Source organism: Chitinophaga rhizosphaerae, assembly GCF_003958645.1.
Classification (GTDB): Bacteria; Bacteroidota; Bacteroidia; order Chitinophagales; family Chitinophagaceae; genus Chitinophaga; species Chitinophaga rhizosphaerae.
Genome location: NZ_RXLO01000002.1, coordinates 73,368 through 100,324, shown reverse-complemented (window position 1 = coordinate 100,324; position 26,957 = coordinate 73,368). Strand labels below are relative to the sequence as shown.

Below are 26,957 nucleotides of genomic sequence, written 5' to 3'. Positions count from 1 at the left end.
AAAATTGCGGATCATGAAACTCACCGCTTTGTTCCTGTTGTCTGCATGTATGTGCGTGAGCGCCAAAACGCTCAGTCAACAGGTGACTATTTCGGAGAAGAACGCTCCCCTGGAAAAGGTGTTCCGGGAGATCAAGCGCCAGACCGGTTTTTCCTTCGTGTACACGGCCAAACAACTCGAAAAGGCCGCGCCGGTAACGCTCTCCGTAAAAAACCGTCATATCGCCGAGGTGCTGGAAGCCTGCTTCCGGAACCAGCCGCTGGTATTTACGCTGTTAGACGATGTGGTGATCGTGAAAGAAAAGGCGGCTTCCGCAGCTGCCCGTTCGGAAATTCCCGATGCCAAACCGCTCATGCAGATTAAAGGCAAGGTGACCGACGAAAAGGGTGAGCCGCTTCCCGGGGCCACCATTCAGGTCAAAGGCACCCAGCGCGGCGCCGTTACCGACGGCGAAGGGAACTTCCAGTTGCAGGCCGATGCCGGCGCTATTCTGGTGATTTCCCAGATGGGTTTCGAAACCACGGAATTGCCCGCTTCGGAAAACATGAAAATCGTCATGAAAGTGAAGCAATCCGACCTGGAAGCCGTAGTTGTAGTGGGTTACGGCACCCAGAAGAAAGTGAACCTCACCGGTTCGGTGGCCGCCGTAACTTCCAAGCAACTGGCCGACCGTCCCGTAACCAACGTAGCCAGCGCCCTTCAGGGTACCATGGCAGGTGTGGCCGTAACAGCCGCCAACAGCGGCCAGCCCGGTAAAGACGGTGGCATCATCCGCGTTCGCGGTATCGGCACGCTGAACAATTCCAGCGCCATGGTGGTGGTAGACGGTGTGATCTCCAACATGAACAATGTGAACCCCGACGATATCGAATCCATTTCCGTATTGAAAGACGCGGCCTCCGCATCCATCTACGGTTCCCGCGCGGCCAACGGCGTGATCCTCGTCACTACCAAGAAAGGTAAGAAAGGCGCCCCCCAGATCGTATTCAACACTTATGTAGGCAAGCAAAAAGCCACCGCGCTGCCCGACTTCCTGCCCTCCTGGCAATCGGCTTCGCTGTACAACCAGGCCCAGGTAAACCAGGGCAATGCGCCTTACTATAAACCGGAAGAGATCCAGAAATTCAAAGACGGCTCCGATCCCTTCAATTACCCCAATACCGATTGGCTCGACATCGCCTACCAGGGCTCGGGCATCCAGCAAAACTATTACCTCGGCCTCAGCGGAGGCAGCGAAACAGGACAATACTCGCTGTCGCTCGGGATGTTCGACCAGGCGGGTCTCGTAGAGAAAACCAACGCCAAACGCTACACCACCCGCTTCAACATCAGCCAGCAACTGAGCCAGCGCCTGCGCGTTTCCGGTAACCTCGCCTACACTTACAACCCGGTGAAAGAACCTCAGTCCAGCTACCCCGGCGTGCCCGATTTCACCCAGATCATCCGCCAGTTCAACCGTATTTCGCCGACGGTTCCGTACAAGTTCGCCAATGGCCACTACGGTTACATCGCCGACGGCAGCCCGGCTGCATGGCTGGAATCGCCCAGCTTCCGGAACGATAATACTTCCGACCTGCTCGGCAACGTGTCTGCCGACCTGGAAATCATAAAAGGCCTGCATTTCAAGCCTTCACTGGCATATACCCAGCGTACGCTCCAGACCAAATCCTTCATCTCCGACATCCAGTACTACGACAAAAACGGTAATCCTACCATGTACCCCGGTCCCAACTCGCTGAAAGACGGCAGCCAGACCAACATGGTGGTTACCCACCAGGACCTCCTCGAATATGGCACCAGCTTCGGTAAACACAACCTGAAAGCGCTCGCCGGTTATTTCCAGGAGTATACCAAATACACCTTCAACGAAGGGTTCCGGAAAAACTTCCTGAACAACAACCTCAGCCAGCTGAACCTCGGTTCGGCAGACGGGCAGACCACCGGCGGTTATGCATATGAATCCGCTTTGCAGTCGCTCTTCGGCCGTATCAACTACGATTACGACGGTAAGTATCTCTTCGAAGCCAACATCCGCCGCGACGGTTCGAGCCGTTTCGCGAAGAAGAACCGCTGGGGCACTTTCCCCTCTTTCTCCGCAGGTTGGAACATCGATCGTGAAAACTTCTTCCAGGGAGTGAAACAATATGTGTCGGCCATGAAGCTTCGCGCTTCCTGGGGCGAACTGGGCAACCAGACGCTGGCAGACGATGGAGACAACCCCGCAGCGCCGTTCTATCCTTACGTCCCGATGTACTTCGGCAGCCAGAACTATGGTTTCGGCGGTGCGATCGCTCCGGGTATTTCCCTGCTCCGCGGCGCCAATGCCGACATCGTTTGGGAAACCACGGCAGAAACCAACGTTGGCCTGGACGCGTCCATCCTGGGCGGCAAGGTAAACCTGACGGTAGACTGGTTCAAGAAACGTACCCGCGACATCCTCATCGAAGTTCCCGTGAGCGCCGTGTACGGCCTCAAACCGCCTGCGCAGAACGCCGGTATCGTGGTGAACAAAGGCTGGGAATTCACGGTTGGGTATAGCGACAGCAAAGGCGACTTCAACTGGGGCGCTAACGGTAACGTATCGTTTATCCGCAACAACATCGAGAAATTCATTTCCAGCGGCCCCTCCGGCTATACGATCAAACGGGAAGGGTTGCCCATTAACGCATTCTGGGGTTATATCGCCGACGGCATCTTCCAGTCGAAAGCCGAAGTGGACGCTCACGCCAAACAGAACGGCAATACCAATGCAGGCGATATCCGTTACCGCGATCTCAACGGCGATAACGTCATCGATACCAAAGACAAGACCTATATCGGCAACTATTATCCGAAGGCTACCTACGGCCTCACGCTCAACGGCGGATGGAAAAGTTTCGACCTGACGGTGTTCTTCCAGGGCGCTGCGGGTGTGAAAACCTACATCGACGGTGGTAAACTGGGTAACGTAAACACTTCAGCAGGCAAACCTACTTCGGCCCTCCTCGATACCTGGTCTCCCGAAAACACGGGCGCTTCCCTTCCCAGGATCCTTTACACCTGGAAGCAGAACGACCAGTCCAGCATGCCTTCTTCCTTCTGGGTGAAAGACGCTTCTTACCTCCGCCTGAAAAACCTGCAGCTCGGCTATACCTTGCCCGACAACTTGCTCCGCCGCGTCGGCATCAAGCGTGCCAGGGTTTACTACAGCGGCCAGAATATCCTGACCTTCAGCGGTCTGTACAAATGGGTAGATCCCGAAGCGCCGAGCTCTTCCAGCATCTACTACTATCCGCAGGTGAAAGTGAATACGCTGGGCCTGAACGTAACATTCTAACGGAAGGTATCATTTAAAAAAACTGACAAATGAAAAGGAAGAACTTCATCATATTAACTGCAATATCTGCCGGAGCGCTCCTCTCGGCATGTAATAAAGATTTCCTGGAACGCACGCCGCTGGACGCATACAGCAACAACGTACTTTGGAAATCGGAATCCGACGCCCTGGCTGCCCTCAATGGCTGCTACAAGGAATGGGAAGATGTGGAAAACCTTATTTACATGGATTGCGTGTCGGACAATGCCTATAACCAGTATTTCTGGGAAGGGTTCACCGCACACGGCAACGGCGATGCCACCCCGTCTGACCCGGACGCCAAAAACCGATTCACCTATACCACCATCCAGAAATGCAACAACTTCCTGGAGAATGTGGACCGGGTGAAGATGGACGAAGCCAAAAAGAACCGCATGAAAGCAGAAGCCCGCTTCCTGCGCGCGTACAAGTATTTTACTTTGACACAGCTATATGGGGACGTTCCGCTGGTTACCAAAACGGTATCCATGGATGAAGCCAATACGATCAAACAAGCCCCCCAGGCCGAGGTGCGCCAGTTCATTCTCGACGAGCTGGCCGCCATCGCGCCGCAGCTGGAGGTAACCGCCGCCGACAAGGGCCGTGCCACCCGCGGTGCCGCTTTAGCCCTCCGTGCGCGCCTCGAACTGTTCATGGCGAAATACGACGACGCCATCGCCGACGCACAGAAAGTCATGCAGCTCGGTTATCAGTTGTACCCTGTGTATTCCGACCTTTTCAGGATCCAGCACGAAAACAATTCCGAAGTGATCCTCGACCTGCAATACATGGAAAATACCCTTTCCAACGGCTGGCTCGGCATCATGCCGTCGTCCGGATACGGCGGATGGGGCTCTATCAGCCCCACGCAGGAACTGGTGGATGCTTATGAAATGAAGAACGGGAAACTGATCACCGAGGCCGGCTCCGGTTACGATGCAGCCAATCCTTACACCAACCGCGATCCCCGCCTCCAGGCTTCCATCGTGGTGCCCGGACAGCAATACGGCGGCAGATTCTACGACCCGATCGATCCCGAATCCGGTGATTACTACCAGGGCGATAACAACGCCAAAACCGGTTACCTCTTCCGCAAGTTCACCTACGACCTGAACGATTTCGCGGATATGTGGAATACAGGCCAGAACGCGATCTTCATCCGTTACGCGGAAGTGCTGCTCACTTACGCCGAAGCGAAAATCGAGAAAGGACAGATCGACCAGAGCGTGTACGATGCCATCGACGAAGTGCGCAACCGCGCCGGAATGCCCGATGTAGATCAAACCGTGTACACCGGCCAGGCGAAAATGCGCGAACTGGTACGGCGCGAAAGAAGGGTGGAACTGGCGCTCGAAGGCCTCCGCTGGTACGATATCCAGCGTTGGAAAATCGGTGACCAGGTGCGGAAAGGCGCCATCCACGGTGTTCGCCCCGGCAAGGTGGATCCGAACACCGGCGCGCTCACCCTCACCGGCACCAACGTGGTGGTGGAAACCCGCAAGTTCGACGCATCCAGGAACTACCTGTGGCCCATCCCGCAGAAGGAAATCGATGTGAACAAGAACCTGAAGCAGAATCCGAATTATTGATAAAGCCCTTAGATGCTTCTCTTTTTGTGACAAGCCCGCCGGTAAACGGCGGGCTTTTTTTATGCCGCCGGTACATGAAATCAGCCGTATGTCAGCACCGCGCACCTTCATCCCGCCCCATTCTTTATATTTAACCATAATGCAGCATTTACGGAATTTGGTTGCAGCATTGGCAGGCGGGATGATCTTGCTCCCTTTCGCCCTGCGTGCGCAACAGGAGAATGAACATTCGCGTGTATTTACGGACACGCCCCGCCATTACGTTTGCCATCACATTGCATCGCCCATGGAAATCGATGGGAAAGATGGGGAAGAGGTCTGGAATAAGGCGCTGTGGACAGATGATTTCATCGACATCGAAGGCCATCGCAAACCCGCGCCCTTCCATCGGACGCGCGCCAAAATGCTGTGGGACGAGAATTACCTGTACGTGTTCGCCGAACTGGAGGAACCGCATGTTTGGGGCACCCTCCGCCAGCGCGACACCATCATTTATGCAGACAACGATTTCGAAATGTTCCTTGACCCCGACGGCAACGCGTATGAATATTTCGAGATCGAAGTGAATGCCCTCAACACCGTGATGGACCTGCTCATGCCCCGCACCTACCGCGCCGGTGGCCGCGCCATCCTCAACTGGGACGTGCGGGGGCTGCAAACGGCCGTCCATATCAAAGGAACGCTCAACGATCCCCGGGATAAAGACACCCGCTGGACGCTGGAGATGGCCATCCCGTTCCGTGCGCTGGCGGCGTATCATACCCGCATCGTGCCGCAGGACGGCAGCACCTGGCGCGTGAATTTTTCGCGCGTGCAGTGGCAGCACGAAGTGGAAGGGAATACTTACCGCAAGCGGAAGGCGACGCCGGAATATAACTGGGTTTGGTCGCCCCAGGGGATCGTGGACATGCACGCCCCGGAAAGATGGGGCTTCCTGCAGTTTACGAAGAAATCACCGGGAGAAAAGGTGCTTTACGAAGCACCCGCCTGGGCGGAAGCGGAGGCCTTGCTTTGGGAAATTTATTACCGCCAGCACAGGTTCCGCCGGGAAAACGGGAAGTTCGCATCCGCCCTCCGAGATTTGAAACTGGGGGACGGGAAGTTCGACGTGAACCTGGAAGCCACGAGCCGGCAGTTCTCCGCCATCATAAGGCAGGGGCGCCGCACCATCATCATCGATCAGGAAGGAAAACTCAACCGATATGAATAAACGTCATTTTCTGAAGGCGCTCGGGCTGGGAAGCCTCGCGCTCATGGAACCCGGAATGTCCATGGCCGGCAATCGCGACGGGAAGAAAAAGCCCAAAGCTCCGGTACGCCATCGCATCTGGATCAACCCCAGCGAAAAAGATACCGACGCCGGACTGAAACAACGTTATGCGGAATACCGCGCCGCCGGCATCGGGGTGATTTATTTCGAGGAAGACAGCGAACGCCATTTCCGGGCCGCCAAATCCGCCGGAATAGAAGCCCACCGCTGGTTCTGGACCATGAACCGCAACGAGCCCGAACTCCGCGAAAAACATCCCGAACTGTTTTCCGTGAACCGGAAAGGCGAATCCTGCGCAGATAAACCGCCATATGTGGGATATTACCGCTTCCTCTGTCCCAACCAGCCAGGAACGCTTCAATACCTCAAATCCAAAGCGGAAGAACAGGTAGCCAAAGATTATATCGACGGGCTGCACCTGGATTATGTCCGCTTCGTAGACGTCGTCCTTCCCGTGAACCTCTGGGCCAAATACAATATCGACCAGTCGAAAGAATTGCCGGAATACGATTTCTGCTATTGCAAAACCTGCCGGGATAAATATGCATCGACCTATGGAAAAGATCCGCTGGAAATGGCGCACCCGGACCAAAGCCCGTCGTGGCGCAAGTTCCGGTACGACAGCATCACGAACATCGTCCGGAATTTATCGGACGTAGCCCATTCGAAGAAGAAACCCATTACGGCGGCCGTTTTTCCCACGCCTGAAATCGCGAAGCGGATCGTTCGGCAAGACTGGACGAACTGGCCTTTGGACGCGGTTTGCCCCATGATCTACCACGGTTTTTACAATGAAAACGTGCAATGGATCGGCGATGCCGTGGCGGAAGGCGTGAATGCGCTGAAAGGGAAATTCCCGCTCTACGCCGGACTTTTCCTCCCCGATTTCCACGGCAACAACGACGATATCCGTAAAGCCATCCGCCTCGCGATAGATAACGGCGCGGCCGGCGTGTCGATCTTCGGGTCGGTGAATCCCCAGCTGCTGGCCATTCTCCGCGAAACGGCAGGGTGAAGCGCCAGGCGATTTTCCAGGTACCGTGGCGTAATCTACCGAATCGGAATCCCGTGCAGTTGAAGGTGATTTCGGGTTACGGCGCCGGAACGGCTTTTTTCAGCTGACCGAGGGCGTCGCTGAACTGCCGCATGCTCACGGAATCGAGGCGGTTGGCGGGGTCTGACAGGAAAGTTTGAAGCGCCTGGCGGTATTCTTCCTGGTAAGATTCGTTCGACGGGCTGGCGGCCAGTTGATTGCGGGCACGGTCTACCGCCTCACGGTTAGCGGCGATGATGCGCATTTTACCGTACATGGATTCGTCGGCCATGATCACGATGTTTTCCTCATACCCGGGGATGTATTTGGTAACGAAAAACTGTCCGGGCGGGGGGATGAGTATTTCGTTGCGGATGGGCCAGATGGCGGCGGACATGGACGAGAAGCCGGTCTTCACGTCTTTCCCGCCGGCTTTGGCGATGACCGTATATTCGAAGATGTACTGATCGTTGAGGGTGGAATTGGTTTGGGTGGCCTGGATGACGACGGCCGTTCCCGGCGTGCCCCAGGTCTGGAGGAACCATGCGTTCAGAAAAGAAGCGCAGAAGACATTGGCAATTCCGAGCAGGAAACCCGGAACGAGCAGCCATAAGCGGCGCAACAATACAGCCAGCCCCGCGAAAACAGCGAAAATAATAAAGAACGACCAGGCCGGATGCTGGCTCAGGAAATACAATACTATGGATATGGCTTTCATTTTTTATCGGTTTTTCAGCGGTGAAAGGCGCAATCCCCCGCGCGTGCATAATTTTTTCTCCACTCCTGCAAAAACTGTGCGAATACTGGATTTTATTTCTGTATCTTGTTTTTGCAATCGAATGAATTAATTGTATGATGCATAACGAATACTCCCGGAGGAAGTTCCTCCAACAGGCCATGATGGCCTCTGCTGCTCTTGCTACGCCCGGCATTCTCATGGCCCGCGGCGGCGCCCGGCCCCGCAGGATCGGGGCCAATGAAAAAGTGAACCTGGCCTGCATCGGCATCGGCAACCGGGGAGGAGAAATCATCCGCGAACTGCATAAAACCGGGCTTGCCAATATCGTAGCGCTGTGCGACGTAGACATGGGCGCTCCCCACACTTTGGAAGTCATGAAAATGTTCCCGGACGTGCCCCAGTTCCAGGATTTCAGGCAGATGTTCGACAAAATGGGCAAAAAGATCGATGCCGTTTCCGTCGGCGTTCCCGACTTCGCGCATTTCCCCATCACCATGATGGCCATCGGCCTCGGCATTCACGTGTATGTCGAAAAGCCCATGGCGCGCACCTTCCAGGAGGTGGAACTCATGATGAAAGCCGCCCGCAAACATCCGGAAGTAGTGACCCAGATGGGCAACCAGGGCCACTCCGAAGCCAATTACTTCCAGTTCAAAGCCTGGACGGAAGCCGGCATCATTAAAGACGTCGACAAGGTCGTGGCACATATGAACTCGCCCCGCCGCTGGCACGGGTGGGATCCCAATATCAAATCTTTCCCCGCCACCGAGCCCACGCCCGAAACGCTCGACTGGAACGTTTGGCAGATGCAGACGCAGGGGCATACCTATAATAAAGACTTCGTCAACGGCCAATGGCGCTGCTGGTTCGATTTCGGTATGGGCGCCCTCGGCGACTGGGGTGCGCACATCCTCGATACCGCCCACCAGTTCCTGGACCTGGGCCTGCCTTACGAGGTAAATCCCATCAAGCTGACAGGCCACAACAATTTCTTCTATCCCATGTCTACCACGCTTTCGTTCAAATTCCCCGCACGCAAACAAATGCCTGCGGTGGATGTAATGTGGTACGACGGGGTAGACAACCTCCCGCCGATCCCCGCCGGCTACGGCGTTTCCGGCCTCGATCCGAATATTCCGCCCCCGAGCACCGGCACCATCAAACCCGCCAAGCTCAACCCGGGCAAGATCATTTACAGCAAAGACCTGACGTTCAAAGGCGGTTCTCACGCGTCTACACTGTCTATCATCCCCGAAGAAAAAGCGAAGGAGATGGCCGGCAAACTGCCCGAAGTGCCTAAGAGCCCTTCCAATCACTACGCCAACTTCCTGCTGGCCTGCAAAGGCGAGGAAAAGACCCGTTCTCCCTTCGAGATCGCCGGTCCGCTCAGCCAGGTGTTCTGCCTGGGCGTGGTGGCACAGTGGACAGGCCGCAAAATCCAGTTCGACCGCGAAAAGAAAATCATCACCAACGACAAAGCGGCCAATGCGCTCCTCGTGGGCCCTCCCCCGCGCAAGGGTTGGGAACAATATTACAAGGTGTAACCACATGGGAGGCGGCTTTCGGGCCGCCTTTTTTTATGTTGAGTTTTTGAGCGGCACGCAACCGTCGAATTGCGGCGCCGGTCAGCCATTTGCTATTTATTCAAACGAGTAACCCGCCTTCTGGCATAACGCCGTTGACGGGGATGTTACTTTTGAATGGGTGCTGGTGCGGCTCAACAGGGAAGGGAAGGCCGTCCGCAAAGAACGCCTGGGCAAGGGCGCCGTCATGAAGGTGGAAATCCCTTTCAACCCGGCGGCTTACCGTTTGCAGGTAAGCGCCGCGAAGGGAAGCGATGTATCGGTGGCGGTAGTAACGCTCAATACGCCTATCTGAACCACGATCAATTCAACCGCGCGGCATATTTATCCTTTACGAACTGGTTGATGAACGTATTCAGCCCGAGGCCCCGCTGGGCGAGGGATTTCATCTTTTCCACATAGGTAGCGCCGGGTACCACGTAATTGTAATGATAGGCAGTGCCATCACTGAAATGTACGTTGATATACCTGTCGTCCATTTCATAGGCCTTCACGGCCGAAGTGCCGCCAAGGTTCAGATAAGCTTGCATGGAGATCTGTTTTGGTGTAACTAATTAAAGACAATGGACGGTAAAAAAGGGTGAAAAAATTCACTTGCCGTCGAGCCGGGTAACGTGCGCTGCAATGGCCACCCATTGGCCATCGCGCTTTTCATAGACGTCCATGTAATTGTTCTTGACGGTTGTTTCTTTCCCGTTAACGACCATAATAAATTCCACCTGCGCCACTACGATCCCGATGTTGCCCTTCACGATGATGTCTACATTGTCTATCGTTGCGGAAGTGATCGGTGTGGCCGGTTTTGCCACATTGCGGATGAGTTCCTTCTTGCCCAGGCGCGTTCCGTTGGAAGTGATCATCACGAGGTCGTCTGCCGCAATGCGCTGGATGACGGAGGTATCTTTTTCGGGATACGCCTGTATCCAGTCGGCATTGTGATTGCGGAGCGCGTTGTGGTCGGCGTCTTGCGCGCTGGCCGAAACGGCGCAGAACAGGAAGCATGCTGCGATAAGGATGGGGTGTTGCATAACGGGGGATTTACTGGCATTTCATATCCTGAATATACGAAATATAACTGCTGAAAATACACGGTTTACTGGAAAACTATTAAAGTTATATTATTGAAAATGAGCTAGTTATGTATGGTTTGATAAATAGTTGACAAAAGCAACTAAATTGGTTAGTTTTGGAATGCCATGCAAACGAACGTCACCTGTCTCATCGCCGCCACGCCGCAGCAATACGAAGCCGCCCGCGGGATCTTCCGGGCCTACGCCCGCTCGCTGGATTTTGACCTGCAATTCCAGGGGTTCGAAAAAGAACTGGAAGACATCGATCTTCAGTACGGCCCCCCGGAAGGCGCGCTCATCCTCGCTTACCAGGATTCCGAAGTAATCGGCTGCGTAGCCGTCCGTAAATTATCCGCCACCGAATCCGAACTGAAAAGGATGTACGTGCTCCCGGGGTTCCGCGGCATGAAACTCGGTGAAACCCTTCTCCTGCGTGCCCTCCAGGCCGCCAAAGACCTCGGCTATCAAAAGCTCCGGCTAGATACCCTCCCTGATATGACTTCCGCCATCAGGCTCTACGAAGCCCATGGTTTCAAAAGAATCGCGCCTTACCGGTTCAATCCCATGCAGGGCGCGATCTATATGGAGGCGGAATTGTAGTTCCCATTACTTCGTTTTCACCAAAATTTCTCCGCCGTTCCTGAACAAACGGTGCGGCACAAACCACCCATCCTGGGGTTCCCCATCCACCTTTACGCCTTTCAAACTGCGGCTGCGGCCCTGTTTGCGCAACGTGAGCCATTTGCCGTTGGCCGCCTTCCACCTTACTTCGTCGAACAGGGGAACGGTTACGAGATACTCGGGGTCCGTGGCGGAAAAAGTATACAGGCCCGCCGCGCAGAATACGTACCAGGCAGACATTTCGCCGGCATCGTCCATCCCGCAGAGCGCGTTCCCGAATTCGCCGATCCCGTACAGGTGATTGAGAATGGTATCGATGATCTGTTGGGATTTTTCCGGCTTGTTGATGAAATAATAAGCGAACGGCGCCTCATGGTCCGGCTGGTTGCCATGGCAATACTGCCCGATCATCGACTCCACGTTCCGTGCGATGTGGCGCGGGTTCCAGGGCAGGGTGAACAGCGAGTCCAGCTTCGATCCGAAACCCGCCGGGCCACCATACAACTGAATGAGGCCGGGCATATCGTGCGGTGCGTAGAATGATACCTGCCAGGCGTTCGCTTCGCGGTACATGTATTCGTAATAAGGATATTGCGGATCGAAGGGCGTGATCCAGTCGCCGTTCGCCAGGCGGCCGCGCATGAACCGGGTCGATGGGTCGAACATGTTCCGGTAGTTTTTCGAACGCTGCATGAGCGTATGGTAGTTGGCGGAATCGCCGAGCGCGCGGGCCAGCTGGGCCAGGGAATAATCGTCGTACGAATATTCCAGGGTTTTGGAAACGCCTGCTTTGGCTTTGGTTTCCACATGTGGTTTTTCGATATCCGGATCGGAAATAAACCCTTTTTCGATGTATTCCTTAACATGCGGCCGTGCGCCGGGCTCCACGTTCGCGTTTTTCAGGAGGATGTCGTACGTCCCTTTCACATCGAACCCGTCGATCCCGCGGAGGTACGCCCCGGCGATGGTAGACGCGCCATGGTCGCCGTGAAAGAACGTGGGGATAAAACCTTTTTTATCGCCTACGTCTTTCATGGATTTGATCACATCGAGCGCCACCTCGGGCGCCAGCAACGACAACAGCACATCTTTGTTCCGGTAGGTGTCCCAGAGCGAAGGTTCGGTGTAATACCGGAAACCGGTGTTCGCTTTCTGGCGGTCGGCCCCCTTGAAATCGCCGTTCACATCGCTGCGCAGCGCGGGCCAGAGGAAGGAGCGGTAAAGGCTGGAATAGAACAGTGTCCGCTGTTTTTCCGTCCCGCCTTTCACTTCCACTTTCGATAGCAATTGCTCCCACGACGCATTCGCCGCGGCGCGGATCGCTTCGAAGGAATGTTCCCCAATTTCCTTGTCCAGGTTTTCTTTTGCATTTTCGATGCCCACGAACGAGAAACCGATCTTCATTTCCACCGGGCCTTTTCCATTTTCCAAAATGACAACGGCATGGCCGGTGCGTTTCCCTTCTTCGGTTTTCTCCAGCTTCGCTACCGGCGTGTTGAGCGCGGCATAGAAATAAATCCGTTCGCCGGTTTGCTGGAAACCCTGCAGCGCCTGGCTTCCCGACTGTTCTATCTGCCAATCGCCCACCCGGTTATTGGCCCGGGCGAGGTCGAACAGGATGCGGCGGCCGGTGGAAAGCGGGTATACATACCGGTGGAACCCGCCGCGCAGGGTGGAAGTGAGGTGCACGTCTATTTTATAATCATCGAGATATACCTGGTAAAACCCCGGCGCGGCGGATTCCCGCCGGTGCGAGAAGCGCGACCCGTTGCCCGGCGTTTCCCCGGAAAAGGGCAACACCGGAACGTTGCAGAGGTTCCAATGGCCTTTATTGGTGTGGGTAAATCCCAGGATGAGGGAGTCCTCATACTCGTACCCCGCGCCGGAACCGTATTCGGTCATGGGGCTCAGTTGCACCATGGCATTGGGGAGCGAGCTGCCGGGAAAGGTGAGCCCTGCCCAGGAGCGCCATCCATCCGGCAACCGGTAGCCTACGATGGCGGAATCGTTCAGGGGTTCGGTGCCCAGGAAAGTGTTGACGTATTTCGTAAATTTTCCCTTTTGCCCGTAGCTTTCGAGCGCAGGCAGCGAAAACATGACCGCAAGGCAGATCAGGAGCCGGTTCCTTTTCATAACGGTTTTGCTAAATCGATTCAGTAACTTGGTGAACGTTGTCAAAATACACATCGCGCAGCGGAAAATTGCTGAAAACTGGACCAACGGCAAATGAAAATACCTCGTTACCTTTGATAGTGTCAATAATCCCCTGTTCCCCCCGTTTTTAATCACCAAAATAATCCGTCATGACGTTCATCAAACGAATCCTGGCCGTTCTCGCCCTCGCCATCGGCACCGGCAACTTCGCGCAAGCGCAATCCGCCACGGAAGGCATCGCCAGGGAATGGGAGCGGGCCAAAGCCTACACGCTAGAATACCTGGAAGCCATGCCCGAATCCGGCTACGGCCTCAAACCCACCCCGGAAATGCGCTCGTTCGCCGAACAGATGCTGCACATCACAGACGCCAATTATGGCCTGACCGCCGCCGCACTGGGCGTGCAAAGTCCCGTGGGTTTCGGGGAATCCGAAAAAGTAACCGATAAGTCGAAAGCCAACGTTATCAAGCTCACCATGGCTGGCTACGACTGGGTGATCGACAACATCCGCAAAACCACCGTGCAACCGGACGAGAACATCAAACTGTTCGATAAATTCGAGATGACCCGTGGCGCCGCCATGGCCAAATCGTTCGAGCACCAGACGCACCACCGCGGCCAAACCACCGTTTACCTCCGCCTCGCAGGCGTGAAACCTCCGCAGGAGAAATTATTCTAATCCATTGAATTAAAAAAGTTACCCGTATCTGCGATCGGCCGGCGGATCCCGTCGGAACTGCAAATTCCATGTTCCAACAGCAGTTTTCCTGATTGGATCAATACTTTTCCCTTTTCGACATGAAGCGCCCCCCGACTTGGTCGACCTTTGCCGGTCGAATCAAGAACCGAATCAAATGTTCAAGCTTATCAGACTTTTCATAATCCCGATCGTATGTAGCTGCCTGGCGCTCAGCGCCGGGGCGCAAAATACCGCCGCCATCGCCGGCCAGGTGAAGTCGCCCGCGGGCCAGCCACTTTCCGATGCGGCGATCACCATCCAGGGCACCCATGCCGGCGCCTATACGAAAAGCGACGGTCACTTCCGCATATCCGGGTTAAAACCCGGCAAATACACCCTCATCGTAAGCATGCTCGGCTTCTCCCGCCAGGAGCTTGCCATCCAGCTCGGCAATGCCGAACTCCGGCTCGATATCACCCTCACCGGAGAAACCCAAACCCGCGAAGGCGTCACCGTTACCGGGAAAGGCAAGAGCCGCCAGCTCAGGGAAAGCGGTTTCGCCGTGAACGCCATCGATACCCGCCGCTTCGCGAACTCTTCCGCCGATATGAACACCATTCTCAACCGAACTACCGGCGTGAAAATCCGGGAGTCCGGCGGAACGGGGTCCGATTTCCAGTTTTCCATCAACGGCCTCTCCGGCCGCGCCGTCCGCTATTTCATCGACGGCATCCCCCTGGAAGTAATGGGCAGCGCCATGACGCTCAACAACATCCCCGTGAACCTCGCCGAAAGGGTGGAGATATATAAAGGCGTGCTGCCCGTTTCCCTCGGCGCAGACGCTCTCGGCGGCGCCGTCAACCTCGTTACCAATCAAAACATCAAAAATTACCTCGACGCCTCCTACAGCTTCGGTTCTTTCAACACCCACCGCGCCGCCGTTACCGGGCAAGTAACCGGGAAAACAGGGATCGTGGGCCGGGTGAGCGCTTTCCTCAACTATTCCGACAACGATTACAAGATGAAAGCCATCGAACTGTTCAACGATGAAACACAGGAATACGAGCTGCGGGACGTCCGCCGCTTCCACGACCAGTACCGCTCCACCATGGTGCAGGGCGAGATCGGCGTGGTGCAAAAGAAATGGGCAGACGTATTTTTCCTCGGCGCCGGCTATTCCAATACCGATCGCGAAATCCAGACCGGCTCTAACCAGAACCGCGTATACGGCGCCGCGCTCCAGAACGGGGACGCATTCAACGCCACCCTGCGTTATAAAAAGAGCAACCTCTTCACCGAAGGGCTCGACCTGAACATCTTCGCGTCGCACACGCAAGACAAATACCTGGTGACCGACACCACCGGCTACCGCTACTTTTGGGACGGGTCGCGCGTGCCCCTCAACGCGGCGGAAATGAGCAACGTCAAGGTACTGACGCATGTGAACCGCCCCCGCAACTATGCCCGCGCCAATTTCAGTTACACCCTGAGCCCGGAACATTCCTTCAACCTCAACTATACGTTCGATGAAATGTCGAACAAAACATACAATCAACTGGTCGCTGATAAAGACGACAATCCCGGCAGGATCGCCAAGCACATCGCAGGCCTCGGTTACCAGCAGAACCTGCTGAACGCCCGGTGGACCAACACCTTCTTCGGCAAGTTCTACGGCATGCAGCTCACCCAGGCGGAAATCCTCACCGGCAACGGCGAATACATTTCCGGCAACGATACCAAAAGCTTTTTCGGTTATGGTGTGGCTTCGCGGTACAAGATCATGCCCGATTTCGGCGTGAAAGCTTCCTACGAAAAAGCCTACCGCCTTCCTGAAGTGAGCGAAATGTTCGGCAACGGGTACGACCAGATCGCCAATCCGCTGCTCAAACCCGAATCGAGCCACAACGTGAACCTCGGCGCCTATTACGGTACCCAGCGGGGTAACAGCCGGTTCTACGCGGAAGGCGGCGGGTTCTTCCGCGACGCGGTGGATTTCATTTTCCCGAAAACCTACCAGTCCAACTCCCAGGTCATCCGTTACGAAAACACTTCTAAAGTTCGGGTGACCGGCGCGGAAGCGGAAGTGCAGTACGATTACCGCGATCTCTTCCATCTCACCCTCAACGCCACTTACCAGCACTCGATCAACAATACGAAACGCGGCGAAGGGAAAGACGAAACGGAAGAAGCCTCCTACCGCAACAAAATCCCGAACCAGCCCTGGCTCTTCGGCAACGCGCTGGCCAGCATCGGCAAGAACGGCCTGCTCGGCAAGGGAACACGCATCCAGCTGAACTGGGACCTGCAATACGTTCACTGGTTTTACCTGACCTGGGAAGACTTCGCCGTGTCTAACGAGAAAGTGCCGAACCAGTACATTCAAAACCTCGGGCTCACGTACTCCCTGCGAAACGGCCGGTACAACATCACCGCGGAATGCCGCAACCTGACCGACCAGCGCGCGTACGACAACTGGCGCCTGCAGAAGCCCGGCCGCTCCTTCTTCGTGAAACTGCGCTACTTCATTCATTAACCTTACCTTTTTTCGATATGCATCATTCAATAACAAAATGGAGCCGTAGCGCCGCCCTCGTATTGGGGATGGTATCGCTCGGCGCCTGTGTGAAATACGACGACAAGATCTCCATCGGTCCCGGCAACGGTTCCGAAAACTTCGCCATCTGGATCCAGCTCGGTTCCTGGCCCAACACTACGCAATACATGGTAGGCGCGGAGTCGCTGCTGAAAGGGGCGGTCAGTTTGAAAGGGAACGGGGTGGAAGTGACGTCTAAAGCGGATTACGGGATCATCGCCAAAGACGGGTTTTATTATTACCCCAGCACCAGTTCCGACAACAGCAAACTGTCGAAATTCTCTTTCAAGGATAACCAGCTCACTACCGTGCGGCAGGTGCCGTTTACGTACCAGTCGGGCGTGTCGAGCTATTGCTTCGTGAACGACAGTACACTCGTGCTTGTAGGCAACAACGGCGACCGGAACAAACTGCTCTGTTCCGTGGTGAACACCAACACACTGGCCACCCGCAACGCAGCGCTTCCCATAAACCCGATCCCCGCCGGATATGCGGGCGTCGGCGCCCGGAGCCTCGACTTCGTGGACGGCAAACTTTACCTCACGCTGGCCTATACCGCCAACTGGCCCGATCCCGCATATCCCAAAGCCATCGTGGCCATTATCGATTTCCCCACGCTCACGCTGGTGAAGCAGCTGGAAGACGGAAGGTCTGTTGGCGCGGGGATCGGCAACATGTGGATGTCTGCCACGGCGGTCGATCACAAAGGCGATTACTACATGCTGGCTTACCCGGGATGGTTGTCGAAAACCATGTCTTCCGCCCTTTACCGCATTAAAAAGGGCGCGATGGCATATGACCCCGCGTACTTCGTGAACCTGGACCAGCTGCTGGGCGGCGCGGGCGTGGCGATGTACGGCATCGGGAACGGTCGCGCGCTGGTGAAATACAAGGCGCTGCCAGACGATGGTACCGATGCGGAACACATCATGGCCTATGCGCTGGTAGACCTGGCGAAGGGCGCCCTCGTCCGCAAGCTCACCGAACTGCCGCTGGACAAGGGCGAAATGCTCCAAACCATTACCGTGGAGGGAAATAACGCCTATATCATGGTGAATTCCAAAGTAGGAAAAGATTACATCTGGGTGTACGACATAGAAAAGGATGCGGCAACGCCCGGCCTCGAAATCGCCGGTGGATATGATTACCTGCTACGAATAGACAAACTGAAATAATCGCGCCCGGCAACGGGTTTGGACGATTCCCCGGTAACGGCCGGGAATTGTCGTTTATATGTACGACGACCATGAAATCTGTATTTTCTAAAATCAACGCCTGGTTCCACCTGTGGGTGGGCATCGTGACCGGCGCCATCGTGTTCATCGTTTCCATAACCGGGGCCATCCTGGTGTTTGAGTGGGAGCTGCGCGACTGGGCCTATCCCGAACGGAGGGCCGAAGCGCCCGCCGGCGCAAAGCAGCTGCCGCCATCGGTACTGATCCCGGCTGCGGAGGCCGTGATGCCGGGGATGCACGTCCACGGCATCCAGTACCACGTGCCGGGGCACGCCGCGGAAGTGACGTTCCATTCCGATTCGGTGGTGTACGTCAATCCCTACACCGGAAAGGTTAACGGTATCGTGCACAAGCACGACTTTATCACCTGGGTGGAAATGGGCCATGTTCACTTGTGGCTGCCGCATGAAGTGGGAACGAAGATCGTACTGTACAGTACGCTCATTTTTTTCTTCCTGCTGTTAACAGGCCTGGTGCTTTGGTGGCCGAAGAAATGGAACCGCCACAACATCAGGAACGCTTTTTCCATCAAATGGACAGCAAAGATCAAACGCGTCAATTACGACCTGCATAACGTACTGGGCTTTTACACGCTTCCCGTTACGCTCATCATGGCCTACACGGGTATGTACATGGGGCTCGGATGGGTGCAAAAGCCGTCTTACTGGCTCGCTTCCGGTGGAAAGGCCATGCCTGAATATTATCAGCCGCCGTCAGACACCACGAACACCCATGCATTGCCGAAGTGGCAGGTGGTAGACGATGTGTGGCGCCGTTCGGTGAACGAATACGCCGCGCCCAAAAGCGCCGCGCTTCTCATGGGCATCCCGGAAGACGATGAAAGAGACGCATCGATCTACGTGTACACCAATATGGAAGGCGCTTATTATCAGGGCCATTACTTCGATCAATATACAGGCGCCAAGCTGGAAGGCGGAGGGGTAGACGTGATGCCTTACGACGATGCCAACCTCGGCGACAAGCTCCGCCGGATGAATTATTCCCTCCACGTTGGCCTGATCTGGGGCATCCCTTCTAAAATCATTTATTGCATCGGTGCGCTCATCGCCGCCAGTTTACCCATCACCGGGTTTATCATCTGGTGGGGGAAGAAGAAGAAACAGAAAAGAAAGAAACCTGCAAACCGGCCACAGCAGGCCGTAGCCTCATAAAAGAAAACGCCGTTGAATAGGCATCAACGGCGTTTTTCTTTATGATTTACAGGTTGCGGTTATTCCCCGCCCTTTTCCCGCACATCGTCGTTACTGATCTTTTTCCGCGCTTTCTGTTCGAACATTGATCCGAACTCCCAGTTGAGCGTCAGTTTGAGCGACTGGTCGTAATACCTGTTCAGTACCCTGGAACGGAACGCGGCGGTGTTGATGACTTCCGTTTGGCTGAGGGTGTTATTGAACGGATTGATGGCCGAAATGGTGACGGTCATTTTCGTTTCCTTCAATTCTTTTTTCGCGGAGAAGCTATAGAAAAACCATGGCGTGCGGTGGCCCTGGAACGTGACCTGGCGGGTGGAATATTCGCCGAAAGCCTGCAGGGATATGTTACCGGGGAGTTTGTACATCGTGTTCACGTTCACGTCGGTAGTCCAACCTTTGCTCACGATGAAAAGCAGGCGGCTTTCGTAATCGAGGCGGTTGAGGTTGAAGTTCCCGTTTACATTCCATTTGGGCGTTATGCTAAAGGCGCTGCTGAGGTTCAGTCCGTAGCGGCGGTTACCGGCCAGGTTTTGCTTTTGCGTGGTAGCGACGCCGTTATCGTTTGTAGTGGTAAGGTCGAAGATGGATTGATCGGTTTGTTTGTAGAAGGCGGCGAGGTTGAGGAAGAGGCCGGATGAAGGCGTAAATCCGTACGACAATTCTCCCTGGTGCATGATCTCCGGCAGTAGCGAAGGATTGCCCACCACGATGTTGCTGGGATCGCTGGCGTCTGCATTGGGATTGAGGTCCCAGATGTACGGACGCGTCAGGCGCTTGGTGTAGCTGAGGCTGAGCGTTTGCTCGTCCGTCAGTTTTTTGGAAAGGGTAGCGGTGGGAACGAAGTTGAGGAGCGTATTGCTGAAGGCGTCTTTCCCGCCGCGGAGCTTTCCTTCCATGCCGGTATGTTCGAGGCGGGCGCCGGCTTCGGCGTACCATCCCCGTTTGAATTTCATTTTCATCAGTAGATAACCCGCCAGTACGGTTTGGGAGTAGCTGAATTTGTCGGAACGGTCGGCCAGGAAATCGAGCGTTGCGGGCGGCGGTGCGTCGGAGAGCCAGACGTCGTAATTATTATTGGCGTCGCGGAAAATGGATTTGAGGCCGCTTTCGAGCATGAACGCGCCGTCTGAGGAAAGCGGATGGCTGTAATCGGCCTGCAGCGTGTATTCCGTGTTGCGGGTTTTGCTGAAATTTTCTTCGCGGGAGCGGAATTTTCCGTCTTCCGCCGTTTGCGTGCTGGCGTAAGACGAGTTGCCGCCTGTCGGGGAAACCTGCGCCATGGCGGTAAATTCCTGTCCGGGGCGTTTCAGTTTCCGGTTATATCCGAGGGAAATGTCTGCTCCGAGGAAACGTTCTTTCTTTTGGGCATCCTGTAAATACGCATCGGAGAAAATGCCGTTGGGCAGGCGGATGCGGGTGGTTTGCCGGCTGCCGTCGGGCCAGGAGCCGAGCCAGGCGTTTACGTTGAGGCTGAGCTCGCTGACGGAATCCGGTGTGAACCCGACGGTCAGTTCGCCCGATGTGTGGGGCATGACGTTGTTCTGGCGTTTTTCCTGGAAGAGGGTTTGCGTGGGCGCGCCGTCTTTCAGTGAAGTCCTTTCCGTGATGGCCGCCGATTTATCCTGCAGCCGGTGGAAGTGCCCATGGAAGCTCATGTTCCATTTATTGCGCGAGAAGGAAACGCGCGGATTGATGGCCTGTTCCCAGTTGCTGGCGGTTACTTCCAGCGCGCCGCTGAAGCTTTTGCCGTTTTTCTTCGTAATGATGTTGATCACCCCGGCAGCGCCTTCCGCATCGTATTTGGCCGATGGTGTGGTGACGATTTCCACGGACTGGATGATGTCGGCTGGCATCATGTTCAGCGCATCGGCGGCGGAGCGGGCCATCTGGCCGGAGTATTTCCCGTCCACCAAAATGCGGAGCGTGCCGCTGCCGCGCATGGTCACATTGCCTTGCGGGTCTACGTTGAGGGCGGGGGCTTTGCGGAGCACATCGGCCGCGGTGCCGCCTTTGTTGCCGATATCGTTGCCGGCATTGTAGACGAGCATGCCGGGTTTCTGTTCGATGAGTTGTTTGTGGGCCACTACCTGTACTTCGCCTAACTGGCGGGAGCTTGTGGCGAGCCAGAGGGTATCCGGAAGGGCGGGGGCGCCGTGTGCGGCATTGAGCGGGAGTTGGAGGGTGCGGTGGCCTACGGAAGACACCACGAGGCGGAAGTGCCCTTTGCCCGGGAGCTGCAGAACGAAAGTACCGTTCTCTTTGGAATAGGCCGCGGCCAGGGGGGAGCCGTGTTCATTCACCACGCCGATCGTAACGTAAGGAAGCACCTGCCGGGATGCGGAGTCCGCGATCACCGCGCGGACAGTTGGGCCGGAGGGTACATTTTGCGCAAAAGCGCCGGGAGACCCCGTCAGCAGGGCTGTGCCGAACAGGGATAGGAATATTGCATGATAGTTAGGTTGCATGGTCCGTTTCACATTGTTTTGGGTCGCAAAAATCGGGCATGTGGGGCGGGGGAGGTTATCGAAACGGGAGAAAGATTTATGGAATGCGGAATATTATCCGGCGATAATAAAAAGGCCCGTACGTTTTGTACAGGCCTTTGGTGGGAATGCGGATCGTTTAATCATATCCCCGGATCGATTTTCTTATCTACCCTGTCTGGATAAGCCTATTATCAGCTTGGGTCCGAAGGAGGCACGAAATCCGCCAGGCTGTAAGTAATCATCGTACAGTTGAAGTCAGGCATGTACTTGATCATTTTGAGGCGGATGGACTATTGTTTTCTGTGTATGGTTCTTATTTCCGCGAAGAATATGCTGCCATTTGCAATGAATAACAGCAAAACCACTGTGAGTAAAACATAAAGTACTCCACCCTCAACCGTTGAAATGTAATCGGCGGCAACATATACCTGCAGTACACCGAGTATCGCGATCAAAGCCAACCTGATCAATTGAAACGGTTTACTCAGATCATCGAAAAACAACCAAATGCCGATGAGCACATTTAGCAATGGGTAAGCAATAGCGCCAATTACCAGGTTGTAATCCTGAAAGTTCAAAGCGTGAGACGTTGCGCCGAACAACAGCAAATTTAACAGGCCCCATAGCATTATGAGAAATGCATAACCTCTCTTTAAAAAGGGGTAACTCATTTTTTCTTTGTTTTTGTTTCTGCGCGGCGGTGTTCGTACGTCCGGCGGGATCCTTCATCTCCTTGAGGCGAGGCAACGGCTGCTACCTTCAACCGGTAAGTCATGTTAAGCAGGAGAATATCTGGATTTCGTCGCCGACAAACGGGATTGCCGTAGGAAGCGCCCCCTCCTGATCACCGCAACATCTCATCCACCACGGGTTTCAGCGCCTTTGCCCAGGCCTGGTACCCCGCTGGCTGCAGATGGATCCCGTCCCGGGAATATAATTCCGGATCGAGCGAACCATCGGGCAGGATGAATATATTGCCCAGCGGAAGGTAACGCCCCCGCACCGCGAGCCCCTGGATGATCGCATGCGTCTTTTCATATTTGATACGGCGCATGTCGCCGGGTTTGTTTCCTGCCGGCAGCGGGCCGATGAGCAGCAGTTTGGTTTTGGGCATGTGCTTTCCGATCCATTTCACGATTGCTTTGATGCCCGCAGCCACTTCTTCGGGACCGTTGTCCGGGAAGTTGTTAACGCCGATCGTCAGCACGATGAGCCGGGGCGCCGCTGCGCGGTACGCGCCGTTCTGAAGGCGCCAGAGCACGTTCTGGGTCCGGTCGCCACTGATGCCCGCGGATTCCCACCGGTACATCCCGAACGCGGAATCGAATGCGGCAAAGCCGGGTTTATAAGTAGTGGTGGTCCTGTGGCCGCCCGTTCCCTGCGTAATGGAATTTCCCAGGAATACGACGTCGAGCTGGCCGGGGGCGCGCAGCAGGCTATCGATGTTCCCGTGTTGCGCCCACCAATCTTTCCCCGGAAACCATCCCGCACCTGAACGATATTCACTGCCCGGCGCTGCGATGGCCGCGAAGTTGGGTTGCAGATGAAGGGCTCGCAAAACGGCTGGTAGCGGCCGTTCGCCGAAGTGGACGAGCGGAGTGCCATCGTACGTCCAGGTATTATTTGTTGAAATCGCTGGTTTGGGCGCCAGGCCTGCTTTTTGCAATCGCGGGCCGTGTATTGTGTTGGCGGAGATTACGATATGGACGCCCCGTTCCAATAGTCCCAATAGGGTAGCACTGTCTGTTTTATCTCCGGAAACCTGCGCCCAGGGGTACCCTTTCGCAGGATGGACCGGACTTATAACGGTAATATTTTGATGGCCTTCCGATACATCGAATTTCCTGAAACCGTAAAACGACCCGAGGGACTGTCCTCCCAAACGTTGAACAACATCGATCGGCGCTGCGCTGCGGAATTGTACCGCTTCGTATAGCCGCCGCGCGATCTCGGTTGCACCCAGCGACGAAAGATGCATCGCGTCCTGGAAATTTTCGGACTTCGCCGCAATCACCGGCGCCAGGTCCACGATCTCGCACAACCGTTCCGCCGCCAGCGCGCGAATGGCCGACATCCGCCGCTCCCGGTCCCCCAGGTCGCCGCCGGGGAAAACTGGCGGGAGGGCGATGATGATGCGTTTCGCCTTGCAGGCCAGAACCGCGCTGTCCATCCGCCTTTCATCCGCGAAGCAGATTATGGCGATGTCCGGTACGCGGGAACTCTTTTCCACCGACACTATATGCCCTTTTCCCAACTTGTTTTGCAGTTTCGCGGCCAGCATGTCGGGATCATCGTCCTTCGTCACCGCATACCCTTTCCCCAGCATATTTTGCAATTGCGCGGGAAAATTATTGCGCTCCCGGCTGGGGAGGCCGTTGCCAAACATGATACTATCGCCGATGCAGGAAATACCAATGGTTTTCTGTGCCGAAACAGGCGGACCGAAAGCGATGACCGCGAACAGGAAAAGCAATTTTTTCATATGGGAAGATTGGGTTCCGCGCCGGGCGCGGAGGTATCATAAAGATATACGGGCGAGCTCAAAAAAGGGAGTTTTGTCAACATTTGGCACAAATCCGCTAAAATAATGTTACCCGCACCGGATAAATTCAGTATTTTTCGGAAGACTTTATTGTATGATAAGCATATCCTCACGCCCATAGCGGCTAGTGTTATGCCTGGTAACGCTTTCCATCAGGATATCCTGGTGGACAGACAATCAAATAGACGAAATATTAATAAGCACGGACTGGCGCAAACGCGACGGATATTGAATGTCCTGTCGTGGCCCGAACGGGTTTCGTTCATCCTTAAATCCGGATCCCTGGCGGGGATCCGGGGCGGTGGAGCCTTGCATCCGGCATACGGATCACAAATTTTAAACCCACTAACCTGAATTTGATAAATAGTATTGTAATTAGCAGGAATCCCGCTTTCGCAGCGGGATTTTTCTTTTGTTGGGAGGCAGGTCGATCCCTCCTGTGGCAACGGGTTTTCCGTCCTCTACCATCGCATAACCGCCCATTTGATTTGAAATTACTTCGCCGGCAACTGGAATTCTTTTACCAGTACCATCGTGCAATGGGCGGTAGATTGTTGCCGGATGGCCTTTACGGGCTGGTATTCCGGATCGTTGTAGCATTGTATGGCCGCTTCTTCCGACGGGAATTTGACGATGGCGTTCATGAGCCTGGGGTTCCCTTCCACCGCAATACCCGCCGTATCCGACGCGAGGATTTCCGCGCCGTACTTGCGGAGGATGGGGAGGAGCTTCGGGCCGTAGGTTTTGAACAATTCGGGATCGGTGATGTCGTAACTGTTGATGTAATAAACTGCCATGGTTTTAGGCGTTGACGGGTTAAAGAATGAAGGTTGACGAAGTTATCGAATTTTAGCCACGGATTTCGGCTGCCGGGTCATGAAATAGGCGACGGTGAGATTAGGCAGCCAGCACCACCAGGCCACAACCGTATAAGCCGTCATGAAATTCCCGAACAGCGGTACCAGCAAGGGCATCCAGAGCCTGAGCGTGACCGCCGCGAAAGTACAGGCATAGCTAAAGGTCATCCAGTTTCCATGTGCCAGGATGTTTCCCAGCCAGATGGAGCGGTAAGCCTGCAGTGTGGTGTAGAACCAGGTGATGCCCAGGCACATAAATCCAAGGGCGGTGGGCCATCCGCCGGTTGCGTAAAAGGCGATGTTGATGCCTGCCACCGCGCTTACCAGCACGGAAACGACGTAGATCTTGCCAAGGGCGCGGTGTAATCGTATGCGGGTGGCCCTGACTTTTTGGCTGAACTGGGGCCACCCGGTCAACAGGGCCAAACCGCCGAGCGTAATGTGCGTGTAAAAGCTGATCAGCCAGAAGGGATTGGAGAAAAGTGAATCAGGTTTGATGTTGAGAATACCGACTTTTTGATTGCCGTTGAGGAACAGGCCGGGATATAGCCCGAAGAAAATGGACAGGATCGCCAGCAATCCCCAGGTAAGTTTGTTCGTCATGCTTTTTTCGGCAAAGGAAGCGTGGCTGCGGGTTTTGAACGTTCCAGAAGGTAAGGTGGTCCCTCTTTTTGAGGTGCCGCCGGTGGGAATGGGACGTTTTGGGAGAATTATTCAGGGTCGGGAAGGATCTTTTCCTGCTGGCAAAACTCGCGGGGGGAGATGCCGGTGTTTTTTTTGAAGTTCCGGTTGAAGGAGGTTTTGGAGTTGAACCCGGCTTCGTAGGCGATAGACAGCAATGTGAGGCGGCTGTTTTCAGGTAAAACGGCGAGCCGTTTGAATTCCTGGACGCGGAGGTCGTTGATGTAATCGTAAAAATTCCTTTGCTCGAGGGAATTGATGACCTGAGACAGGGTGTTGCTGTTGACGGACAGGCGGGCGGCGAGGTCGTCCAGGTTAAGTTCCGGGTCGGTGAAAAGTTTTTCGGACGCCATGAGCCCGGTGAGTTGCTGGTGGATTTTTGACAACATGTCAGCCCCGATGGCCGATTTTTGATACTTGGTTTTTTCGGCGCCGGGGTTTGGGGTTCCGGTGGAAATGGAAGCGCCGGGAAGCCGGGCCTCAATGACCTGTGAAGGAACAGGCTCCACCCGGTTGGTGAAAATCCCTACCTGTTTGATGCCGAAATACCCGATGAACAAAACGAACAGGTCAACCAAAATAAAGGTCGAAACATCACCGCCGAAGATGATGGACAGCCAGATGGCAGCCATGCCGAGGGCCAGGTACACCAGCCAGTCCAGGTTGATTTTTTCGGAATAGGAGAATTGTTTCGAAATATTGACCCGGTGTTTCCGTAGCATCATGAGCGACAGTGCCACATAAATGATCCCCGAGGGCACGATGGGCAGGCGGATGATAGCGGTAATGGTTTCGAATCCCTTCCCATGATTTTCGTACACCGCGATTTTGTCTGCAGCCGGCAACAAATAAAATTTCGACAGCAGGGAAAAGGCGACGGCGGCCGGGAGGAAATGTACGGGCCAGGGGAGCCTGCGGTTGTTTTGCCCGGTCAGCAAAGCCGTGTATACATACAGGAACGGGCCATGAACGAGCGGAAGGGGGATCTCGGTGCCGAGGAAAAACGGGAACCCGACGTAGGAACCGGAGATGAGGAGATGATAGCAAAGCAGGTGGAACGAAATCACGACGAGCCAGATGGCGAGCACGAAATCGGCGCCGGATTTTCCTTTCTTGGCAAAAAGAAGGAATGCAAGAAAGATGGAAATGATGATTCCTGCAATGTGGAGCATCGGTTTTGGAAATGAGGTTGGGGATGAAGATAAGTAAATAATGCTTATTGGCCCGGAGGGGAAAGATGAATGGAGGTTGAGGGAAACATCCTGTTGTTAGCTCC

At 55.1% G+C, this 26,957-nt stretch carries 21 protein-coding genes; 11 read left to right on the top strand and 10 right to left on the bottom strand.

The window, feature by feature from the left end:
* Nucleotides 1-13: 13 nt before the first annotated feature.
* From EJ361_RS03900 to EJ361_RS03885, 4 genes are all read left to right on the top strand, one after another.
* A complete protein-coding gene (locus EJ361_RS03900; RefSeq protein WP_164714074.1) occupies nucleotides 14-3,316 on the top strand; it encodes a TonB-dependent receptor in 3,303 nt (1,100 codons plus the stop codon).
* Between the two features lie 29 nt (nucleotides 3,317-3,345).
* A complete protein-coding gene (locus EJ361_RS03895) occupies nucleotides 3,346-4,923 on the top strand; it encodes a RagB/SusD family nutrient uptake outer membrane protein (RefSeq protein ID WP_126244052.1) in 1,578 nt (525 codons plus the stop codon).
* 181 nt (nucleotides 4,924-5,104) lie between these two features.
* Complete coding sequence (locus tag EJ361_RS03890) at nucleotides 5,105-6,133, top strand: carbohydrate-binding family 9-like protein (protein WP_164714073.1); 1,029 nt, start codon at nucleotides 5,105-5,107, stop codon at nucleotides 6,131-6,133.
* Nucleotides 6,126-7,208, top strand: coding sequence for a family 10 glycosylhydrolase (locus tag EJ361_RS03885; RefSeq protein ID WP_126244050.1), 1,083 nt, complete (start codon nucleotides 6,126-6,128; stop codon nucleotides 7,206-7,208). Before EJ361_RS03890 ends, EJ361_RS03885 begins: the two co-directional genes overlap by 8 nt.
* Before the next feature lie 76 nt (nucleotides 7,209-7,284).
* Here EJ361_RS03885 and EJ361_RS03880 read toward each other — a convergent pair whose 3' ends face one another.
* Nucleotides 7,285-7,944, bottom strand: a complete 660-nt coding sequence (locus EJ361_RS03880; protein ID WP_126244049.1) for a flagellar export protein FliJ — start codon at nucleotides 7,942-7,944, stop codon at nucleotides 7,285-7,287.
* 134 nt (nucleotides 7,945-8,078) lie between these two features.
* Here EJ361_RS03880 and EJ361_RS03875 point away from each other — a divergent pair, with 134 nt between their 5' ends.
* Together EJ361_RS03875 and EJ361_RS25505 are read left to right on the top strand one after the other, a co-directional pair.
* Nucleotides 8,079-9,509, top strand: a complete 1,431-nt coding sequence (locus EJ361_RS03875) for a Gfo/Idh/MocA family oxidoreductase (RefSeq protein WP_240646540.1) — start codon at nucleotides 8,079-8,081, stop codon at nucleotides 9,507-9,509.
* A gap of 166 nt (nucleotides 9,510-9,675) precedes the next feature.
* Nucleotides 9,676-9,843 carry a hypothetical protein gene (locus EJ361_RS25505; protein WP_164714072.1) on the top strand — a complete coding sequence of 56 codons (168 nt, stop codon included), beginning with the start codon at nucleotides 9,676-9,678 and terminating at the stop codon, nucleotides 9,841-9,843.
* Nucleotides 9,844-9,850: 7 nt separating this feature from the next.
* Here EJ361_RS25505 and EJ361_RS03870 read toward each other — a convergent pair whose 3' ends face one another.
* Nucleotides 9,851-10,078, bottom strand: a complete 228-nt coding sequence (locus EJ361_RS03870; RefSeq protein ID WP_126244048.1) for a hypothetical protein — start codon at nucleotides 10,076-10,078, stop codon at nucleotides 9,851-9,853.
* A gap of 60 nt (nucleotides 10,079-10,138) precedes the next feature.
* Nucleotides 10,139-10,576, bottom strand: a complete 438-nt coding sequence (locus EJ361_RS03865) for a nuclear transport factor 2 family protein (RefSeq protein ID WP_126244047.1) — start codon at nucleotides 10,574-10,576, stop codon at nucleotides 10,139-10,141.
* A 168-nt stretch (nucleotides 10,577-10,744) separates the two neighbouring features.
* Here EJ361_RS03865 and EJ361_RS03860 point away from each other — a divergent pair, with 168 nt between their 5' ends.
* On the top strand, nucleotides 10,745-11,218 hold the full coding sequence (locus EJ361_RS03860) for a GNAT family N-acetyltransferase (protein WP_126244046.1): 474 nt from the start codon (nucleotides 10,745-10,747) through the stop codon (nucleotides 11,216-11,218).
* Nucleotides 11,219-11,224: 6 nt separating this feature from the next.
* On the opposite strand, the gene EJ361_RS03855 is transcribed toward EJ361_RS03860, so the two are convergent.
* The gene (locus tag EJ361_RS03855) at nucleotides 11,225-13,372 is read right to left on the bottom strand and encodes a GH92 family glycosyl hydrolase (RefSeq protein ID WP_126244045.1); all 2,148 of its coding nucleotides are present in this window, start codon (nucleotides 13,370-13,372) and stop codon (nucleotides 11,225-11,227) included.
* Between the two features lie 170 nt (nucleotides 13,373-13,542).
* Here EJ361_RS03855 and EJ361_RS03850 point away from each other — a divergent pair, with 170 nt between their 5' ends.
* The 4 genes from EJ361_RS03850 (at nucleotide 13,543) to EJ361_RS03835 (ending at nucleotide 19,073) form a co-directional block, all read left to right on the top strand.
* Nucleotides 13,543-14,073 (top strand): DinB family protein, encoded by a 531-nt coding sequence (locus EJ361_RS03850; protein ID WP_126244044.1) that lies wholly within the window; start codon nucleotides 13,543-13,545, stop codon nucleotides 14,071-14,073.
* A 175-nt stretch (nucleotides 14,074-14,248) separates the two neighbouring features.
* Nucleotides 14,249-16,606 carry a TonB-dependent receptor gene (locus EJ361_RS03845; protein ID WP_126244043.1) on the top strand — a complete coding sequence of 786 codons (2,358 nt, stop codon included), beginning with the start codon at nucleotides 14,249-14,251 and terminating at the stop codon, nucleotides 16,604-16,606.
* A 17-nt stretch (nucleotides 16,607-16,623) separates the two neighbouring features.
* Nucleotides 16,624-17,841, top strand: coding sequence for a hypothetical protein (locus EJ361_RS03840; RefSeq protein WP_126244042.1), 1,218 nt, complete (start codon nucleotides 16,624-16,626; stop codon nucleotides 17,839-17,841).
* Between the two features lie 71 nt (nucleotides 17,842-17,912).
* Complete coding sequence (locus tag EJ361_RS03835; protein ID WP_126244041.1) at nucleotides 17,913-19,073, top strand: PepSY-associated TM helix domain-containing protein; 1,161 nt, start codon at nucleotides 17,913-17,915, stop codon at nucleotides 19,071-19,073.
* A 59-nt stretch (nucleotides 19,074-19,132) separates the two neighbouring features.
* On the opposite strand, the gene EJ361_RS03830 is transcribed toward EJ361_RS03835, so the two are convergent.
* The 6 genes from EJ361_RS03830 to EJ361_RS03805 all read right to left on the bottom strand — a co-directional run bounded on the left by EJ361_RS03830 (nucleotide 19,133) and on the right by EJ361_RS03805 (nucleotide 26,853).
* Nucleotides 19,133-21,580, bottom strand: coding sequence for a TonB-dependent receptor domain-containing protein (locus EJ361_RS03830; protein ID WP_126244040.1), 2,448 nt, complete (start codon nucleotides 21,578-21,580; stop codon nucleotides 19,133-19,135).
* A gap of 311 nt (nucleotides 21,581-21,891) precedes the next feature.
* Nucleotides 21,892-22,272 carry a hypothetical protein gene (locus EJ361_RS03825; RefSeq protein ID WP_126244039.1) on the bottom strand — a complete coding sequence of 127 codons (381 nt, stop codon included), beginning with the start codon at nucleotides 22,270-22,272 and terminating at the stop codon, nucleotides 21,892-21,894.
* A gap of 173 nt (nucleotides 22,273-22,445) precedes the next feature.
* Nucleotides 22,446-24,083, bottom strand: coding sequence for a GDSL-type esterase/lipase family protein (locus tag EJ361_RS03820; protein WP_126244038.1), 1,638 nt, complete (start codon nucleotides 24,081-24,083; stop codon nucleotides 22,446-22,448).
* A gap of 554 nt (nucleotides 24,084-24,637) precedes the next feature.
* Nucleotides 24,638-24,940, bottom strand: coding sequence for a DUF1330 domain-containing protein (locus tag EJ361_RS03815; protein ID WP_126244037.1), 303 nt, complete (start codon nucleotides 24,938-24,940; stop codon nucleotides 24,638-24,640).
* Between the two features lie 42 nt (nucleotides 24,941-24,982).
* Complete coding sequence (locus tag EJ361_RS03810; protein WP_126244036.1) at nucleotides 24,983-25,603, bottom strand: DUF2306 domain-containing protein; 621 nt, start codon at nucleotides 25,601-25,603, stop codon at nucleotides 24,983-24,985.
* Nucleotides 25,604-25,710: 107 nt separating this feature from the next.
* Nucleotides 25,711-26,853, bottom strand: a complete 1,143-nt coding sequence (locus EJ361_RS03805; protein ID WP_126244035.1) for a helix-turn-helix domain-containing protein — start codon at nucleotides 26,851-26,853, stop codon at nucleotides 25,711-25,713.
* Nucleotides 26,854-26,957: the final 104 nt, after the last annotated feature.

Excerpts from the sequence above, each read along its gene's own strand:
- EJ361_RS03900 (WP_164714074.1), top strand. The coding sequence starts at position 14 with ATGAAACTCACCGCTTTGTTCCTGTTGTCTGCATGTATGTGCGTGAGC.
- EJ361_RS03895 (WP_126244052.1), top strand. The coding sequence starts at position 3,346 with ATGAAAAGGAAGAACTTCATCATATTAACTGCAATATCTGCCGGAGCG.
- EJ361_RS03890 (WP_164714073.1), top strand. The coding sequence starts at position 5,105 with ATGATCTTGCTCCCTTTCGCCCTGCGTGCGCAACAGGAGAATGAACAT.
- EJ361_RS03885 (WP_126244050.1), top strand. The coding sequence starts at position 6,126 with ATGAATAAACGTCATTTTCTGAAGGCGCTCGGGCTGGGAAGCCTCGCG.
- EJ361_RS03880 (WP_126244049.1), bottom strand. The coding sequence starts at position 7,944 with ATGAAAGCCATATCCATAGTATTGTATTTCCTGAGCCAGCATCCGGCC.
- EJ361_RS03875 (WP_240646540.1), top strand. The coding sequence starts at position 8,079 with ATGATGCATAACGAATACTCCCGGAGGAAGTTCCTCCAACAGGCCATG.
- EJ361_RS03870 (WP_126244048.1), bottom strand. The coding sequence starts at position 10,078 with ATGCAAGCTTATCTGAACCTTGGCGGCACTTCGGCCGTGAAGGCCTAT.
- EJ361_RS03865 (WP_126244047.1), bottom strand. The coding sequence starts at position 10,576 with ATGCAACACCCCATCCTTATCGCAGCATGCTTCCTGTTCTGCGCCGTT.
- EJ361_RS03860 (WP_126244046.1), top strand. The coding sequence starts at position 10,745 with ATGCAAACGAACGTCACCTGTCTCATCGCCGCCACGCCGCAGCAATAC.
- EJ361_RS03855 (WP_126244045.1), bottom strand. The coding sequence starts at position 13,372 with ATGAAAAGGAACCGGCTCCTGATCTGCCTTGCGGTCATGTTTTCGCTG.
- EJ361_RS03850 (WP_126244044.1), top strand. The coding sequence starts at position 13,543 with ATGACGTTCATCAAACGAATCCTGGCCGTTCTCGCCCTCGCCATCGGC.
- EJ361_RS03845 (WP_126244043.1), top strand. The coding sequence starts at position 14,249 with ATGTTCAAGCTTATCAGACTTTTCATAATCCCGATCGTATGTAGCTGC.
- EJ361_RS03840 (WP_126244042.1), top strand. The coding sequence starts at position 16,624 with ATGCATCATTCAATAACAAAATGGAGCCGTAGCGCCGCCCTCGTATTG.
- EJ361_RS03835 (WP_126244041.1), top strand. The coding sequence starts at position 17,913 with ATGAAATCTGTATTTTCTAAAATCAACGCCTGGTTCCACCTGTGGGTG.
- EJ361_RS03830 (WP_126244040.1), bottom strand. The coding sequence starts at position 21,580 with ATGCAACCTAACTATCATGCAATATTCCTATCCCTGTTCGGCACAGCC.
- EJ361_RS03825 (WP_126244039.1), bottom strand. The coding sequence starts at position 22,272 with ATGAGTTACCCCTTTTTAAAGAGAGGTTATGCATTTCTCATAATGCTA.
- EJ361_RS03820 (WP_126244038.1), bottom strand. The coding sequence starts at position 24,083 with ATGAAAAAATTGCTTTTCCTGTTCGCGGTCATCGCTTTCGGTCCGCCT.
- EJ361_RS03815 (WP_126244037.1), bottom strand. The coding sequence starts at position 24,940 with ATGGCAGTTTATTACATCAACAGTTACGACATCACCGATCCCGAATTG.
- EJ361_RS03810 (WP_126244036.1), bottom strand. The coding sequence starts at position 25,603 with ATGACGAACAAACTTACCTGGGGATTGCTGGCGATCCTGTCCATTTTC.
- EJ361_RS03805 (WP_126244035.1), bottom strand. The coding sequence starts at position 26,853 with ATGCTCCACATTGCAGGAATCATCATTTCCATCTTTCTTGCATTCCTT.